This window comes from Pantoea sp. OXWO6B1, assembly GCF_001641135.1.
Taxonomy (GTDB): Bacteria; Pseudomonadota; Gammaproteobacteria; order Enterobacterales; family Enterobacteriaceae; genus Pantoea; species Pantoea allii.
The window spans coordinates 2,667,401-2,684,832 of record NZ_LWLR01000001.1; the positions used below are offsets into that span (position 1 = coordinate 2,667,401).

Here is a 17,432-nt window from a genome sequence, read left to right on the forward strand (position 1 = left end):
GAAAGGAAAGGCTATGAAATCAGGACGCTACATCGGCGTGATGTCGGGTACCAGCCTTGATGGTGTGGATGTGGTGCTGGCAGCTATCGACGAAAATATGGTGGCGCAGCAGGCAAGCTACTGCCATCCCATGCCGCCTGATTTGCGTCAGGCGATTCTGGCGATATGTCAGGGGCAAACCCTGACGTTGTCACAATTAGGGCAACTTGATACGCGACTGGGGCAGTTGTTTGCTGAAGCGGTACTGACCCTGATGCAGCGAGAATCCCTTGAGGTGGGCGATATCGTGGCCATCGGCTGCCACGGTCAGACCGTGTGGCATGAGCCGCAGAGCGCGGCACCGAATACGCTCCAGATCGGTGACCACAATCAGATTGTTGCCGCGACCGGTATCACGGTGGTGGGTGACTTCAGGCGGCGAGACATGGCGCTGGGTGGGCAGGGTGCCCCGCTGGTGCCGGCTTTCCATCAGGCCTTGCTGATGGATGCCACTGAACGTCGCATGGTGCTGAATATAGGCGGGATCGCCAATCTCTCTTTGCTGATCCCGGGACAGCCTGTTCGGGGGTTTGATACCGGGCCGGGCAATATGCTGCTTGATGCCTGGATCTGGCGCAATCAGGGTAAAGCCTATGATAAAGATGCCCAGTGGGCACGCAGTGGCCACGTCAGTCATGCTCTGTTGGAGGCTTTACTGCGTGAGCCCTGGTTAGCCTTGCCGCCGCCAAAAAGTACCGGGCGGGAGCTGTTTAATCTGAGTTGGCTGGAACAACACCTGCGCCATTTCCCCGGCATCGCCGCACAGGACGTCCAGGCCACGCTCAACGAGTTTACTGCCATCAGCATTGCGCAACAGGTGCAGCTCAATGACGGGTGCGATCGTTTACTGGTCTGTGGGGGCGGCAGCCGCAATCCATTACTGATGTCACGTCTGGCAGCGCATCTTGCCGGTACCGAGGTGACCACGACCGATTCGGCTGGCATTAACGGTGATGATATGGAAGCCCTGGCTTTTGCCTGGCTGGCATTTCGCACCCTGTCGGGCCTGCCTGGGAATTTGCCGGCGGTCACCGGGGCGCGTGCCAAAAGCGTTATCGGTGCAATCTATCCCGCCAATCCGTTATATACGCGCTAAAAGAAAGGGGACAGAAGCTGTCCCCTTGAAAGACGTGGACGTAGCGGCTCAGGCCACCCCGGGAAGATGCGTCAGATTACGCACGCCCGTGATGACGGTTGCCACGATGGTTTCCCGACGTGTAATGACTTCGACCTGGTAGTATTTGCTGCGATAGGCAATTGAATAGATAACCGGATGGTATTTATTGCCCTCACCATAGCGAGACATATGGGCTTCAAGCGCGCGCGAGGCGGCTACGATATGGACGGGTTCTTTATCACCGCGGATGATTTGCTTCATTCAGTCCCTCAAATGCTTTACCTGTGGGGCGCGCCTGAACACTGCGCGTTGCATCGGTCTTTAACACTGAACATCTGACTGCTTAACATCATCGTTAATTTAAAAAACAGCGTGCACGTTAAATATTGCAGAGCAATGACACAATCTGAAACGTGCTACTCATATTTAGCAGCACGTTTTATTTCCGGCAAGGGAAACGCAAAATTTATTACGTTTTCGTGCTAAGCCTTATTTAAGCTCGGGCCAGGCGACGGCAGAGACACCGTTTAACTTAGGCCAGGAAAAAAGAAACCCCTGGAACTGTGAAATGCCGGCGGCTTCCAGCCACATCCACTCTTCAGGTTGTTCAATCCCTTCTGCAATGACGCTAATTTCCAGAGACGAACAACAGGCTAAAATAGCGTGCACAATCGCCTGCTTCGGCCCGCTCTTGTGCACGTTACTGATAATGCTGCGGTCGATTTTTATTTTATCGGGTTGAATCTGCGTCAGTAATGACAACCCGGCATAGCCCGCGCCAAAATCATCCAGCGCAACGCTAATACCGGCGGCTTTAAGCTGTTTTAGCGCGGCGGCAAATTCATCAAGGCGTGAGATGATTTCATTTTCGGTGAACTCAACCACAATTTGTTCGGGCACCAGATCCTGGGCATGAATTTCCGCCAGCAAAAAAGCGACTGCATCGGGCACCACGACCAACGACATTGGCAGCAGGTTAACTGACAGCATGATACCGTCGACGCCCAGTGCTTTTGCCTGGGCAAAGGCGGTGCGCTTAGAGTGCAAATCGTTGCGGTAGATATCCTCGGGTGCAAGGCGCGAAAAATAATGCTGTTGTGTTTCCCCCTGACGGCCGCGCAGCAGGGCTTCAAGGGAAACGATTTTACGGGCAAAGGGATCAATGATCGCCTGAAAGGCAAAATTTACGCCCTCCTGATCGATCATTGCCGCATCACCTTCGCGTGTTTCCGCATCATCCTGAATAAAATCCCAGCTGTCCGCAGAGGGAATTTCAAAATAATTTTCTTTCTCTCGCGCTTCAACAAACGTGCGTAAGAACTTAAGCGCCCGATCGTCGTACGTCAGTTGATATTTAGTCGTGCCTTTTTCCAGCACGGCATTGAGCACTGTGGTTTTATCGTATTCCCGCAGGTCAAACAGCTCCATGCCCACGTTACCAAAACGACGAGAAGGGGCGTAATCACGCATTAATTCCACAATATTATGATGGCTGGAATCGCGGCAAATACGCTCATAAACCGCCAGGACATCCGCTTCAGGTCCTTCAAGCACCTGAAAAAAATGGGTACCGTTAAATAATAAAATGCCGGTTACACTGGATGTCTCATTTATTTTGTTAGCTTTAGTGACTAATCCTTCCAGCATCTTAAGCGGAACGTGGTCAGCGATGTGACTGCGATAGATAATTGTAGACAGCATAAAGTCTTCCAGATTCTTGTTTTTTTACCGCACACATTGCCAGAGCGTTTATCAGGCAGAGCCTGATCCTGCTGTCATATCATCGCAAAATGTGTCTGTGCCATGCTCTTCACCAGCACTGCACCAGGGGGCGCTTACCTGTGATGTTCCGTTGTCACAGAAGAGTTAACGCGATCAATCCATGGGGTGGATAACAGACCGGGTCGGCGGTAAACAGATTTTTTATTATTCTGTTCTTTACCAGCGTGTTACGCATAGTTTCTATTATATCAGTAGTTCAGCCGTTAGGTATTGAATAGTAGTATCTTTTTTGCATTTTATCGCCCACTAATAAATCCGGCTGGCGCAGTCTGCGATAAGGTTATCTGGCGTAATCAAATTATCCCTTTGGCCTTACGTCCATAGCCGGGCAGAAAATAGCAGCGTGTTGATTTGATATGTTTTTTTAAGCGGTATGCACAGTGACGGGTTTAAACGCAATGATTAAAGGATCAGACCTGATTTGGCGAACAATGCCATTTCCTGAAACCCGATGCTCATAAGACGTTAACCTATGCGAAACCGCCCACTGCGAATAAATCTCAAAACCACGGTTTTATAATTATCTCTGTAGTTTTAGGGATAATTCTCAGCTAAGGTCAACAACGCTACATTATTAAATTAAATCGTAATTAACTCTTTTTCTACCTCATTGGCACAGCGACCACCAGGGGCAATCTTATGCTTAAATCAAGCTACTATTATGTCTGTCCTTATACCCGAGGCGGATGGATAATTCATAAAGAAGGTTGTATTCATCTGGATAACGGCCGTGGACGTGAATTTATTGGTTCGCTGTATACCCGTCAGCAAGCCTTAACGGTGGCCAAAATTCATCACCCCGACGTCATCCTGTGTACCGCCTGCCTGAGCCCGTACGTGTGCCCCAGTGCTGGCAGAAGCCTGGCAGCACGCAGTCGGGCCATGCCCATGCGTCATACGCCAAAGTCGTCCTGAACGGAGTATGCTGCGCCAGCGCTGAGCGTGCGTTTCATCTTGTCGGCACAAGGTGTCGGAAGGGCGTGAAAAATCGGGTCATGAAGGCGGGGCGTTCACTGCCGCGTTAAGAGCGAATAACCGCTAAACACGCATCGTATTAATAGTGCAGGGCACGCAGTGTAATAAAGCAGCTGCGAACAGCTGCTTTATTCATATTAAGCCTGTTTAGGCTGTCCGTTAGAAGCGGTCAGGCCACCATCAACCGGGAGATTAGCGCCTGTAATATAACGCGCGTCCTCACTGGCAATAAAGGCTATTGCATCAGCAATATCTTCAGGCTCACCCGCACGCCTTAACGGAATGCGATCGTAGAAGCGCTCAAGCAGCGCCTGATCGTTTTTCACGCCTTCGGTCAGATCGGTGAAAGTGAAGCCGGGACAAATTGCATTTACCCGCACGCCGTCAGCGCCGTAATCCATTGCCAGTGACCGGGTAAAGTTGGTCACTGCGCCTTTGGCGGCGTTGTACACGCTCATTCCCCAGTCGCCACCCAAACCGGATACCGATGAGATATTCACCACGTTGCCTTTGGATTTGAGCAGGGCGGGCATGAAGAAGTGAACGCAGTGGAATACGCCGTCGAGATCGACACTCATCAGCTTCTTCCAGTCGGCAGGTTCGATCTCATGGATGCGCCCCTGCACGATAATCCCGGCATTATTGACCAGCACGTCAACCCGGCCATATTTCTCTTCGACGCGGGCTGCCAGGGCTTTTACCTGATCGGCCTCGGCGACATCGCAGGCGGTAGCCAGATGACTGTCGCCAGGCAACTGTGCTAACACTTTTTGCAGCTTATCCTGATGACGTCCAACCAGTACGACAGAGGCGCCTTCCTGTGCAAAACGCCTGGCACTCGCTTCACCAATTCCTGAACCGGCTCCTGTCACTACAACGATTTTACCTGTAAATCTGGACATTTTGCCTCCTTAATGGCGTCGCTTGCTGTTATAACCCTGTTCAGCCTGGCAGCCCTGTGGCCCAGGTCAAGCGCAACGGGACCGGATGCGTATTGTTTAACCGCTAAGCGCCCGAATCGCGTTGCGCAGGACGCCGTTACGGCCTTCTGAACAGGGCCATGCTCCGGCCTTCCAGCTCAAAGTCCTTCTCTTTGGTGATCACCATTCCGTGTTTGCTCACATCGCTGGTGGTCAGCTCCAGTACCCATCCGCCTTCCCCAAACTGAGGAATACGGAAGGGGACGTTGCCTTCAAACGGGTTGATCAGCATGAGCACGTCATACCAGACACCGTCCTGATGTTGCAGGTCCGGGCGGCCGATATAGACACCGAGCGTTGAGCCTTCGTCCCACTGTTCCGCCTGCTGTAATCCACCACCGGCATTGAACCACTTAATTTCCATTCCATCGCGCCAGCTTTCACGCCGTAACAGCGGCTGGGTTTTACGCAGCGAGATGACGTGGCGCGTGAACTCACGCAAGGCTTCAGCGGAGGCGGGCAGGTTGTCCCAGTGAACCCATGAAATTTCACTGTCCTGACAGTAACCGTTGTTGTTTCCCATCTGGCTGCGACCAAACTCATCGCCCGCCAGCAGCATCGGTGTACCGTGCGAGAAAAATAACGTGGCAAGAAAGTTACGCTTCTGACGCTCACGAACCGCATTGATACCCTCGTCGTCCGTGGGGCCTTCGGCACCATAGTTATACGAGCGGTTATCATTGTGGCCGTCGTTGTTGTCCTCACCGTTATCGGCATTGTGCTTCTCGTTGTAGGACACCAGGTCGTTCAGCGTGAAGCCATCATGCGCGGTGATAAAGTTGACGCTGGCCCAGGGGCGGCGTCCGCGCTGGTCATAGAGATCGCCGGAGCCAAGCAGGCGCGCAGCAAAATCGGTGGAGACATTGTTCCCTTTCCAGTAATCGCGCACGGTATCGCGATACTGATCGTTCCATTCTGCCCAGCCCGGTGGGAAGCCGCCGACCTGATAACCGCCAGGGCCGATGTCCCAGGGCTCACCAATAAGTTTTAACCGGGAGAGCAACGGGTCCTGGGTGATGGCGTCGAAGAAGCCGCCACGTGGGTCGAAGCCTTCCGGTTCGCGGCCCAGAATGGTGCCAAGGTCGAAACGAAAACCGTCGATATGCATGGAGTCGGCCCAGTAACGCAGGGAATCCGTGACCATCTGCAACACGCGCGGATGAGAGGTATTCACGGTGTTTCCTGTGCCGGTGTCGTTGATGTAGTAACGATGCTGGTCCGGCAAGGTGCGGTAGTAAGAGAAGTTGTCGATGCCTTTAAAGGACAGGGTTGGGCCAAGCTCGTTGCCCTCGGCGGTGTGGTTGTAAACCACGTCAAGGATCACTTCGATGCCCGCATCATGAAAGGCGCGCACCATATCCCGGAAACCCTGAATGCCGCGCGGACCGAAATAGCGCGTCGCCGGGGCAAAAAAGTTCAGCGAATTATAGCCCCAGAAGTTTTTCAGCCCTTTATCCAGCAAGTGTTGATCGTCTGGAAACCAGTGCACTGGCAACAGTTCAACCGAGGTAATGCCCAGGCTTTTGATATAGCCCACCGTCGATGAATGGCTCATCCCATCGTAAGTGCCACGCATCTCCGGCGGCAGCGCCATGTTCATTTGGGTGAAGCCCTTCACATGGGTTTCATAAACGATCGTTTCGGACCAGGGAACCTGAGGGCGGTTTTGGTCCTGCCAGTCAAATTCATTCGGGTCAATCACGCGGCATTTCGGCGTGAAGGGCGCGCTGTCGCGATCGTCAAACGTCAGGTCTTTGTCTTCGTGGTACAGATCATAAGCGAAGTGTGCCTCGTTCCACGCAATATCCCCGGCCAGTTCGCGCGCATAGGGATCGACCAGTAATTTATTCGGGTTAAAACGATGACCGTTTTCCGGATCGTAAGGGCCATAAACGCGGTAGCCATACAGGGTGCCTGGCGGTAAACCAGGCACGTAACCATGCCAAACCTCATGGGTAAACTCAGGCAAATCCAGTCTGGCTATCTCATTTTTTCCGCCTGGATCGTAAAGACACAGTTCTACGCGTTCTGCGTGGGCAGAAAACAGCGCGAAATTTACCCCTTTACCATCAAAGTTTGCCCCAAGCTGTAGACTCGATCCCGACGTGATTTCAAAACGATGATTTGACATCTATCCCTCTCAATTAACGAACCCAGTTACGGCGTTTCAGTCCATGTACTGACCTGCTTTCAGCAAGCGAATAATGCCAGTGCCCAGTAGTTATTTAACGTTTCAAGCGTAATGCGATCGGTCAGGGTGATTTCCTGGCCACTTAACACATCACGGTAACGGCGATGTGCCAGTTCGTCAGGCAACACAATCTCTGTGGCGGCCCAGCGCGCCGACGGGGGCGTTTCCAGGTTTTGCTGTGGGTTAAACATCAGCCGGGAGGTGATCACGATAACAGCGTCATTGCCGCGCGTACGGGCAAAGGCCAGTAGCCTGTCCGAATGCGCGCCCTGTGCCGTCAGCGGCAGGTAAGCGCCTCGGGCGAACAGTTCAGGCCGATCCCGACGGGCATTCAGTAGCGCAACCGTCGCTTGCTGGTTAACCTGTCCCTGAAGCCAGCCATCAAGCGTAGCGGGCAGGGCGGTCGTCGCAGCCGCTAACATCTGTTGGAGGGCGGCATAATCAGGCTCACGACGGTTGTCAGGATCGACCAGGCTGAAGTCCAGTGCTTCGCTTCCCTGATAAATATCCGGCACGCCAGGCGCGGTCAGCTTGATGACTCTCTGGCTCAGGCTGTTTATCAGCCCGGTCTGGATAAAGGGCTGCAGCGCCTCGACGAAATCCTGCAGGAAAGCCTGATTAGTCGGTGAAAGCAGATGACGCGCGTAGTCCAGCACCGCCTGCTCATAGGCCGCATTGTTCTCTGTCCAGTCAGTACGCAGCTTGGCTTCACGCAGCGCTTTTTCCACATAGCCCGCAAAGCGTTCGGCTAAGGCGTCCAGTCCCGCGCTATCCTGAGGGTCCAGGGTCGGTGGCCAGACGCCAGCCAGCGCCTGATACAGCATCCACTCCACGGACGCCTCCGGCGCAGGGCCATCCTCAAGGGTACGTACCGCCTGACGATTAAGCCCGCGCCAGCGTTCCACGCACGTCGCCCAGCGCTGAGGGGCTTCTGTCAGGGTGTAAAGGCGGGCACGTGCGTCCTCGCCTCGCTTGGTGTCATGCGTCGAGCTGGCGGTAAGGGCATCCGGCTGGCGCGCAAGACGCGTTTGCATCTCATGATGAAACTGTTGCGGGTCAAACTGCTGCTGCAAGGGTTCTGCGCCGACTTCATTAAGCGCCAGCGCCCGGTTCTGTCGGTAGAACAGCGTGTCCTCGATGGATTTCGCCATCAGTGGGCCGGTGAGCTGCTGGAAGCGGGTACGGAAGCTGTCCGCCAGTCCGGTGACCTTAGCGTCAACGTTGCCCTGCATAATCTGTAGCAGGAAATCGAGCGTGCGGCTGTCCGGCACCTGTGCTGACGCCTTCACGTTGCTGGCGATATCCTGTAGCCGTTGCAGGTCATCTGCGGGCAGGCCGTGCGCATTCCCGTAGGTGCGGTAAACCGGAAAGGCCACCAACAGCTCACGCAGTGCGGCGCGCAGCTGATCCGGGTTAACCGTCATCTGTTCACCTGCGGCAATAGCGGTAGCCAGATCCATCAGGCGCGAAAATTCACCCGCAAAGTTGCGGTCTGCCATCAGGCATTTCGCGTTGCGGAGTTCGTCTGCCATCTGGACGGCGGTGCCACTGACGCTCTCATAGGCCTGGCGGAGCCCGTCGAGATGATGATTATCAACCAGGACATGGGACAGCGCGGCGATAAACTCGTAGCCGGTGGTGCCCGAAATCGGCCAGTCGGCGGGGATCTGTTCTCCCTCACCCAGGATTTTCTCGACGGTGATATAACATGCCGCACCGGCATCGTGGCGTAGCTGTTCAAGGTATCCTTTTGGATCGGCCAGCCCGTCAACGTGATCGACACGCAGGCCGTCAACCGCGCCGCTGTGCACCAGTTCCAGAATAAGCCGGTGCGCATCCCTGAACACTGCCGGATCTTCCACCCGCACACCGACCAGGCCAGTAACCTCAAAGAAACGGCGGTAGGAGAGATCCTGGGCGGCATCGCGCCACGACATCAGTCGCCAGGGTTGCTGTTGGTGCAGGGCCGCCAGCTCGGCTTTGCTGCGAAGCTGGAGAACCGCTTCTTCACGTCCCTGCCAGCTTTCCGGGGTCAGGGGATAGTAGCTCTCAAAATAGGCCAGTGCCGGTTTGCCGGTTTGCGGATCGCGTTTGACGGCGAGGTCTCCGTTTTCCAGCACGGTGTCGAGATCATCGCCCAGAAACGGCAGCGTCAAACGGCGTGACCAGTCGATATCAAAATAGTGGGCATAGCGACTGTTTTGGCCGTGTTCCAGCACGTCGTACCACCAGCCGTTTTCCAGCGATGCCGCCATGTGGTTGGGAACGATATCAATGATGAATCCCATACCGGCCTGTTTCAACGCCTGCGCCAGACGATCAAACCCCGCGCGGCCACCAATGGCCGGATCGATCTGATTCACGTCGGTCACGTCATACCCGTGGGTAGATTCACGGGTCGCGGTAAAGACTGGCGAAGCATAGAGATGACTGATGCCGATGTGTTTCAGATAAGGAATCAGCGCCGCCGCGCGGTCAAAGGTCATGCCATTTCGGAACTGAATACGGTAGGTCGCGGTTGGAATACTCATTTATGCTCTCCGGCAGCCAGACGAACAATCATTGCGTTTGGCGGCAGATTGTCTGCCGGTTGCGGCCAGGCAAAAAGGGTTTCCCCCGGCATCTCTGGCAGGGGACGATCCTGTTCACCGATATTCAATGCCAAAGAGAGGGTTCCGGCTGGGAACGTCCAGCTTACGGCAACGAATCCCTTTGCGGTTTCCAGCACCTTCCCGCTATGCCCGCCCGCCGTTGCCAGCAGCGGCACAATGTACTGCTGCCGGATGGCCAGAAGCGAACGGGTCAGCTTCAGCCAACGTTTTCCTTCTTCACTTTCCAGCTTGCGCCAGTCCAGTTTTGATCGGGTAAAGGTCGCTTCGTCATTGGGATCGGGAACGCTTTCACCTTCATGGCCCGCGTGTCCTTCAAACTCTCTCGCCCGGCCTTCTCGCACCGCTTTGGCCAGATCGCCATGGAAATCGGTAAAGAACAGGAAAGGATGGGTTTCGCCGTACTCTTCCCCCATAAACAGCAAAGGGATGTGAGGCGACAGCAGGAGCGTGGCCAGCAGCACCTGGGTACGTTCGGCCCCGGCCAGCGAAATCAGCCGTTCTCCCTGCGCGCGATTGCCGACCTGATCGTGATTCTGGATAAAGTCCACAAAGGCCACCGGGGGTTGACCGGTGCTGTCAACGCCGCGCTTTTCGCCGGACTGCACGGAGACCTCGCCCTGATAGACAAAGCCCTCAGCCAGCGCGCGCGCCACGCGTTTCTCTGGCTGTTCGGCAAAATCCTGGTAATAAGCATGCGTTTCGCCCGTGGCAAACACATGAACGGCATTGTGAAAATCATCATTCCATTCCCCGGTAAACAGCGGGGCGGAGCCATCTTCTGCTCTGGGATGCAGAAAGATAACGTTGCGACAGTCTTCGGTGGTGAGGTGAATCTGGCGATCGGGAATATCGGCACGAATGCGTTCGGCAATGTCAGTCAAAACATGCTTGTCTGAAATGTCTTCAATCTGGTCGATGGCGTCAAAGCGCAAGCCGTCAAGATGGTACTCCTGCAGCCAGTAGAGCGGGGCTTCGGCGATATAACGTCGCACCGCATCCACATCATAAGCAATGCCTGCGCCCCACGGCGTCATCCGGTCTTTATGAAAGAAGTCAGGCGACAGCAACGGCAGATAGTTACCATCCGGGCCAAAGTGGTTAAGCACAATATCCAGTACCACCGCAATGCCATAACCGTGGGCTGCATCAATAAACGCCTTAAAATCGTCAGGCGTACCGTACGCTGCGTGAGGTGCGTAAAGCAGCACGCCATCGTAACCCCAACCACGTTGACCACCGAACTGAGAGACGGGCAGCACTTCAATCATGGTGATGCCGGTTTCAGCCAGGTAAGGCAGTTTCTTTATCGCGGCCTGGAAGGTTCCTTCTTCGGTGAAGGTGCCCATATGCATTTCATAGACCACGCTTTCCTGCCACGGACGACCTTGCCAGTTGGTGTTCTGCCAATGATAGTGACCAGGATCGATGACCAGAGAAGGGCCGTTGACGTCGTCTTGCTGCGCGCGTGAAGCCGGATCGGGAATCACCGTGCCATCGTTCAGCACGAAATTATAGGCTGCTCCCGCCTGTACACCGCTGACCTGCTGCTCAAACCAGCCGTCTTCGGCTGGCGTCATCGCGATATCATTACCGGAAAGTCTTAATGTGACCTGCTGTTGACCCGTCGCCCACACGCGGAAACGCACGGTACCATCAGCCAGAAATTCACTTCCCCAACTCTTAAAAAAAGATGTAGATCCCATTCCGTTGCCTCGTTAACCAGAAAGTACGCAATAAACATCCTCGCGCTATCGTTAAGCCGATGAGGCGAGTTCAAAGGTATGTCAGCGAGATTCAGCGCCCAGGAGGTCGGTACGCCTTAACAGCCTTAACCAGCGCCATTATTCAGAAAATGTTATGTGTAATACCGCTTCAGGCACCCGGCAGCGCCTGCTTCACACGACTCTCAACAAGTAATCATAGACTACGCTGCGGCATTTACGGTCGCGGTGCACAATGAACAGCGCACCTTTTTTCCCTTCTACATGACAGAGTTGTCCGATCACCCCGACATCCTTCTGCAGCTGTCTGCGGTAAATCAGATAAAGACCAGGGCTTTTGCAGTAAAAAACCGCTGAAAGCAGCGGTTTTGCAGGGAAAACAGAAAGGGCAGGTGTGACACTCGCGCGCCCCGTGCTCCAGCCACCCCAATCGGAATGGCTGGAACCAGGATCAGGCCGGAATGGTCTGTGCTTTTTGGCTGCGCGACCAGACGCGATGTTCTGCCATGGCGGCGGTAAAATCATTCATCAGCGCAATTTCAGCATTATCGGCTTCCACAATGCCTTCTTCTTGCTGGTTTTCATCCAGATCAAACTGCGCTTTAAAGCGACGTGCGTCGCCACTCAGGCCGATGACTTTCAGATGCTTGTAGGCTTCCAGCAGGAAGTAGCGCGCGTCACCGCTTTTCAGCAGCGCGTCAATGTTACCATCAGGTACCATTACGGCATCGAAGGTCAGTGAAGGGAGACCGTTGAACGTCGCATCGATGGGTAACAGAGAACCGTCGTCGGCGCTGACCTGGCCCATATGCGCTGCCAGCAGTTTAGTATGCACGCCTGCGGCTTTCAGATGCTGCAGGATGTGCAACACGTCCTCAGCCTTCACGCCTTCGCTCAACAGCAGCGCCACCTGACGACCTTTGATGTCACCATCCGGAATCGCATACAGGCTCAGGCTGTCATCTTTCTGCAGACCATTCACGTCTTTTGGCGCAGCGGTATTCAGCTGTTCGTCGCTAAGGCCAATACCCAGATTGGCTGCCACACCTTGCGCCAGTTTGACATCAATGCGCAGCAGATGGTCAAGCACGCGCTCGCGAATATAAGGACGGGCGACTTTACTCAGCTCGAAAGAGTACGCGCCAATGATGTGCTGCTGTTCGATCTCGGTCTGACTGTTCCAGAACAGGCGAGGTTGAGAATAATATTCGCCAAAGGATGGACTGCGTTCACGGACTTTATACCCCTCAACACGTTCCTGATAGCTCTCGAAACCGCCACCTTTTGCCGCAGGCGGTGTTTCGCGAGGCCAGTTATCGTTAATTGAGTTGGGCTCATAGTTGGCCGGATTGGTGTCAATATCCATCCGGTGCATGCCCTGGCGCTGGAAGTTGTGATATGGACAAACCGGGCGGTTAATCGGGATCTCATGGAAGTTAGGACCACCGAGGCGACTGATTTGCGTATCGGTGTAGGAGAACAGTCGGCCCTGAAGCAGAGGATCGTTGGAAAAGTCGAGCCCAGGTACGATATGGCCCGGGTGGAACGCAACCTGCTCTGTTTCTGCAAAGAAGTTATCCGGATTGCGATTCAGCACCATTTTACCGACCCGCATGACAGGGACCAACGCTTCAGGAATCAGCTTGGTGGCATCCAGAATATCGAAGTCGAACTTGAACTCATCCTCTTCCGGGATCAGCTGCAGGCCAAGCTCGAATTCCGGAAAGTCACCCGCTTCAATCGCTTCCCACAGATCGCGACGGTGGAAGTCCGGATCGCGCCCGGTCAGCTTCTGCGATTCGTCCCACAGCAGCGAGGCTTTACCTGCCAGTGGTTTCCAGTGGAAGCGAACAAACGTGGCTTTGCCTTCATCGTTAATCAGGCGGAAGGTGTGAATACCAAAGCCTTCCATTGTGCGATAGCTGCGCGGAATACCGCGGTCAGACATTGCCCAGATCACGTTGTGCAGGGTTTCAGGTTGTAGCGACACATAATCCCAAAAGGTGTCATGAGCACTTTGGCCCTGTGGAATTTCATTGTGTGGCTCGGGTTTCACCGCATGCACAAAGTCGGGGAATTTGTGGGCGTCCTGAATAAAAAACACCGGCGTGTTATTACCCACTAAGTCGAAAACGCCTTCATCGGTGTAGAACTTGGTGGCAAAGCCACGGATATCGCGCACCGTATCCGCTGAACCCGCGCCGCCCTGAACCGTGGAGAAGCGCACAAACACCGGCGTAATCTGCTCTGGCTCGCTCAGGAAATGAGCTTTGGTCACGTCCTTCATTGAGCAGTAAGGTTGGAAATAGCCGTGTGCCGCCGAGCCTCGCGCATGAACGATACGTTCCGGAATTCGCTCATGGTCAAAATGGGTGATTTTCTCCCGCATGATGAAATCTTCAAGCAGCGTCGGCCCACGCGCACCGGCGCGTAACGAGTTCTGGTCGTCTGCAATACGGGTGCCCTGATTGGTGGTAAGCGGGCTGCCCGTTCCATCTTTACGGTTCGCTGCTAGCTGATCGAGTTTGCTGCTGTGAGTATCGGGGGCTTTAAGACTGCCTGGTGCCGTGGGTTTCTTACCCGGCGGTGTCGGTTCGGCTGGTGGCTGATGTGAACCATCTTTAGGAGCCAGTGAGCCCAGTCCAGGCTGTGATGATTCCGGGCCGGTCGTGGGGGCCCGATGACTCAGGGGATTATTCTTTTTTTCATTCGACATAACACATTGCTCCAGCTTTTTTTTACTACTTGAGGTGCCAGTAAATATAGAACAACTTAATTAATAAGCTTATAAATATTGCGCTTAATCGTTGCGGTTAAATAAAGAGCAGGCGATATTTCTCCTGTTTTTAGTGATTTTCAATCAGCGAAAAAATAATTTAATAGCGAAACTAAATGCTTATTTTAAGCGCGACGGCAATGTGGTATCTCTATCTTATTCAATGGGTTATTTTTTTATTTCCCTTTGCTGTAGCCTGGGTGATTACAGCCAGTTGTTTTTTATAAGGCAGGTATTTTCTGAAAATCGTTCCGCTCAGGTTTATTACGTTTTGCTAAAAATAAGCGGCGTTTTTTCCTCTCACGCTACGCTTATTATCCTCAAAGCGAAGCGGAAATAAGCGACGATGGATAAGGCGTAAAAAGCATTACTGGAAAGGGTGAACGGGAATAAAAATGCAGGGGTGAGAGGGGATAAAAATCGCCAGTCCATGGCGTACTACCTCCTTAAGGCGCCTTACTCAGAACTACTTAGAAGTGCGACGGCTTTTTTTGCCTCCTTTCCGACCGGCCTCCCTGGCTCTTTCAGGATCGTTTTTGAAATTACCTCCGCTGGCTTTGCCTCCTGCACTGCCAGCTTCACTGGCTCGGTCTGGATCGTTGGCAAAATTACCGGCACCACCTCTGTATTTCTGTTGTGTCATAGACAAGACCTCATATCAGGGTTCCTTAGATAAGAAGGACTAGCTAGTCACAGCGCTAAGTTTAGTTCTGATACGAAATTATGCCACTCTGAAACCCATTATTCGGTGACGAGATGTTGCGGTTATTACTTGTAAAATCAGTGGATAAGCTGTGCGCGCCGGGGACGCGGGGCAGGTAGCGCGCGTTGCCGTTATACGCGACCCGTTACAACAAAGGTATTAATCAGGGATTATTCATAAAGTTAGCACTTAACCTATTGATAGTGCTGGCCTTAATGGCGATTTTAAAATTAGCTGTTACACTTTCTGGATACTGTTCAGGAGTGTTTATGAAATTAGGCTTTGCATGTAAGTATTTAAACGAAGAGGGCAAGCAGTATTTCCCCTTTCGCGCGACCACGCGAACCCGTTTTCTCAGCCTGGATGAGGCGCAACGCACGGCGCTCATTTATGAGATTTCGAAGACCAATTTGCAGAACCTGTATTTAACGTTGGAAGCCATTGCGGTCCTCCCGGACGCGTTAAGAATGATGCGGATTGGCAGCGATTTACTGCCGTTGTATACCGTACCTGAAGCAAAGCCGTTATTTGCGGCGTTTCTGCCTGAGCTGTATCCGTTGTTTGCCCGCTGCGGTGAGCTGGCGCGGGCGCATCATATCCGGCTGTCATTCCATCCGGGACAGTACAGCGTGCTGGCGTCGGACAATCCTGATGTCGTTTCACGCGCCTTAGAGGATGTGGAATACCATGCGTTGTGCGCCTGTTTGATGGGGTACGGCAAAACCTTCCAGGACTTTAAAATCAACATTCATATGAATGGCAAACTCGGGTTTGACGGGTTTAAACAGGCGTTTCAGCGCCTCAGTCCTGAAGCGCGCTTGATGCTGACGGTAGAAAACGACGAAATTTCGTGTTCACTGGACGATGTGTTGCAGGCAGGGGCGCTGTGTCCGGTGGTGCTGGATATCCATCATCACTGGGTCAAAGAGAACCAGTTTATCCGGGCGGACGATGCACGTATTGCGCGGATTGTTGATTCCTGGCGCGGCGTCCGCCCGGTGCTGCATTACTCCATTTCGCAAGAGGGGATTATCCCCACCGAGGGCTTTCCGGATCAGCACGCCCTGACCGTGCCGAAAACAAAGCTTCGTGCCCATTCCGATTACTATTTCAATCCCACGCTCAACGCCTGGGCATTGTCATTCAGCGATTTCGACATCATGTGTGAGGTGAAAATGAAAAACCTGGCGCGTGAGCAGCTGTACGATTGGGGAAGACGTCAAAACCTGATCGCCTGAGGCGCGCAGGCAAAAAAAAGCCCCTGAATCAGGGGCAAATTTTTAGGGAAGGTAAAGCATCCTTGCTAAGTAGCGTGTCATCATCACAACAAAATTAAAAACGAACGTCGCCCGGCTTACGCTGAAGAACGCTCTCCAGAGCCTGACGATAGATATCCTGTTTGGTCGCGTCGGTTTCACTTTCCAGTTTATGGATCAAACCCAGTAACATATCTTTTTCAGAAACGTGCGCTTTAAAAGAAGCGAGTTCTGACCAGGTCTCTGCAATCACATCTTTTTCGCTGGTGAAAGTGTCACCCGCATTCATGAAATATTCAGAAATCTGAGACTCAGTATTCGTTGTCGTTTGCATGGTAGCCTCAAAATCGGAAGAAGACGTTTTCCTGCCCGTGGCGAAGAAAATTTTGCATCTGAAGGTGGAAATCCACTCACCTTCAGATGCGGTGCAAGGCACCTTTCGTTACAAGTGATTTAACATCACGGCGTAAAGTTATACAAAAAAACTAACTTTGTACAATTTTTTGCGAAGAAAAACTTCTGGTCGGATGAGTTACTGGCCGAGGGTGCGCTGCTTTATGCTACTGTTTTTGATATTTAATTATGATTTATAAGGGTTTTTTCTGGTGTTGCCTGCGCCTGTTTTTTTCGTGCGGTTGTACAAGGCTGCGCAAACTTGTACAGCGTAAGCTGTATAATTCTGGTCAGGAACGCACAAAAAAGTCCCGGACTGGGCAGGGCACGCGTCGGGTTGGGAGCCTTTAAGCCGGTTGCTACTGTGCTGCGGGCGACCGCAACGTCGACATCATCGCATGACGGCCCGCGTGCAGCGTATGACCATTTTCCTGATAACGATGCCCCGGCAGAGAATAGCAATCGATGGTCAGCGGCACATAAACGCTCGACCGGTCAGGCCCGCATTTTTGCGTCCTGTGGTCATAAAGCAGGCTTTGTGGGCGGCGGTGCAATAATTCACTTCCTTCTGTACCCGCAGGGCGTTAAGGTTTACGCCTCTTGGATCAGAAGGAAATGATAATGGTTAACGACTATTTTTCGCTGCCGCCTGCGGGTATGACGCAGGAACAGCATAAACGTACGGTCGCGGTTGCTGCGGCACTGGCAGTGGCAAAAGAGTCAGTCAGCGCCTCAACGTCAGCAAATGGCTCGAAAGCGGCCTGGGATCTGCAAGCGGTGGCAAACGAAATTGCCAATCTGGCCGATGCGATTCAGGATGCGCTGGAGTCTGACAGCGACGTATAACGGTGAGATTGCGCTGTCTGATCGGGCAGCGCGACGGTAAA

Annotated in this window: 13 protein-coding genes; 4 read left to right on the forward strand and 9 right to left on the reverse strand. The window is 53.3% G+C overall.

All coding sequences use genetic code 11. From position 1 onward, the window contains the following. Positions 1 to 13 precede the first annotated feature (13 nt). Positions 14 to 1,135 (forward strand): anhydro-N-acetylmuramic acid kinase, encoded by a 1,122-nt coding sequence (anmK, locus tag A6A26_RS14705; RefSeq protein ID WP_063879411.1) that lies wholly within the window; start codon positions 14 to 16, stop codon positions 1,133 to 1,135. Positions 1,136 to 1,183: 48 nt separating this feature from the next. On the opposite strand, the gene A6A26_RS14710 is transcribed toward anmK, so the two are convergent. Continuing rightward, positions 1,184 to 1,417 (reverse strand): DUF4060 family protein, encoded by a 234-nt coding sequence (locus tag A6A26_RS14710; protein ID WP_063879412.1) that lies wholly within the window; start codon positions 1,415 to 1,417, stop codon positions 1,184 to 1,186. 228 nt (positions 1,418 to 1,645) lie between these two features. Beyond that, positions 1,646 to 2,857, reverse strand: a complete 1,212-nt coding sequence (locus A6A26_RS14715; protein WP_063879413.1) for a diguanylate phosphodiesterase — start codon at positions 2,855 to 2,857, stop codon at positions 1,646 to 1,648. A gap of 720 nt (positions 2,858 to 3,577) precedes the next feature. On the opposite strand from A6A26_RS14715, the gene A6A26_RS14720 reads away from it, so the two are divergent. After that, positions 3,578 to 3,853, forward strand: coding sequence for a hypothetical protein (locus A6A26_RS14720; RefSeq protein WP_063879414.1), 276 nt, complete (start codon positions 3,578 to 3,580; stop codon positions 3,851 to 3,853). Between the two features lie 197 nt (positions 3,854 to 4,050). Here A6A26_RS14720 and A6A26_RS14725 read toward each other — a convergent pair whose 3' ends face one another. From A6A26_RS14725 to A6A26_RS24865, 6 genes are all read right to left on the reverse strand, one after another. Next, the gene (locus A6A26_RS14725; protein WP_063879415.1) at positions 4,051 to 4,815 is read right to left on the reverse strand and encodes a meso-2,3-butanediol dehydrogenase; all 765 of its coding nucleotides are present in this window, start codon (positions 4,813 to 4,815) and stop codon (positions 4,051 to 4,053) included. A 136-nt stretch (positions 4,816 to 4,951) separates the two neighbouring features. Continuing rightward, on the reverse strand, positions 4,952 to 7,024 hold the full coding sequence (gene glgX, locus A6A26_RS14730) for a glycogen debranching protein GlgX (protein ID WP_063879416.1): 2,073 nt from the start codon (positions 7,022 to 7,024) through the stop codon (positions 4,952 to 4,954). A gap of 59 nt (positions 7,025 to 7,083) precedes the next feature. Further along, positions 7,084 to 9,615 (reverse strand): malto-oligosyltrehalose synthase, encoded by a 2,532-nt coding sequence (gene treY / locus A6A26_RS14735; RefSeq protein WP_063879417.1) that lies wholly within the window; start codon positions 9,613 to 9,615, stop codon positions 7,084 to 7,086. After that, complete coding sequence (treZ, locus tag A6A26_RS14740; RefSeq protein WP_063879418.1) at positions 9,612 to 11,399, reverse strand: malto-oligosyltrehalose trehalohydrolase; 1,788 nt, start codon at positions 11,397 to 11,399, stop codon at positions 9,612 to 9,614. The genes treY and treZ overlap by 4 nt, the downstream gene beginning before the upstream one ends. Positions 11,400 to 11,868: 469 nt before the next feature. After that, entirely contained in the window at positions 11,869 to 14,133 is a 2,265-nt protein-coding gene (katE, locus tag A6A26_RS14745) for a catalase HPII (RefSeq protein WP_063879419.1), read from the reverse strand. 526 nt (positions 14,134 to 14,659) lie between these two features. Further along, positions 14,660 to 14,836 (reverse strand): con-10 family general stress protein, encoded by a 177-nt coding sequence (locus A6A26_RS24865; RefSeq protein WP_074181015.1) that lies wholly within the window; start codon positions 14,834 to 14,836, stop codon positions 14,660 to 14,662. 329 nt (positions 14,837 to 15,165) lie between these two features. On the opposite strand from A6A26_RS24865, the gene A6A26_RS14750 reads away from it, so the two are divergent. Continuing rightward, positions 15,166 to 16,134 (forward strand): UV damage endonuclease UvsE, encoded by a 969-nt coding sequence (locus A6A26_RS14750; RefSeq protein WP_063879420.1) that lies wholly within the window; start codon positions 15,166 to 15,168, stop codon positions 16,132 to 16,134. A gap of 94 nt (positions 16,135 to 16,228) precedes the next feature. Here A6A26_RS14750 and A6A26_RS14755 read toward each other — a convergent pair whose 3' ends face one another. After that, positions 16,229 to 16,486 carry a biofilm development regulator YmgB/AriR family protein gene (locus A6A26_RS14755; RefSeq protein WP_063879421.1) on the reverse strand — a complete coding sequence of 86 codons (258 nt, stop codon included), beginning with the start codon at positions 16,484 to 16,486 and terminating at the stop codon, positions 16,229 to 16,231. Between the two features lie 680 nt (positions 16,487 to 17,166). Between A6A26_RS14755 and A6A26_RS14760 the strand changes: the two genes are divergently transcribed. Next, positions 17,167 to 17,391 (forward strand): hypothetical protein, encoded by a 225-nt coding sequence (locus tag A6A26_RS14760; RefSeq protein ID WP_063879422.1) that lies wholly within the window; start codon positions 17,167 to 17,169, stop codon positions 17,389 to 17,391. Positions 17,392 to 17,432 lie beyond the last annotated feature (41 nt).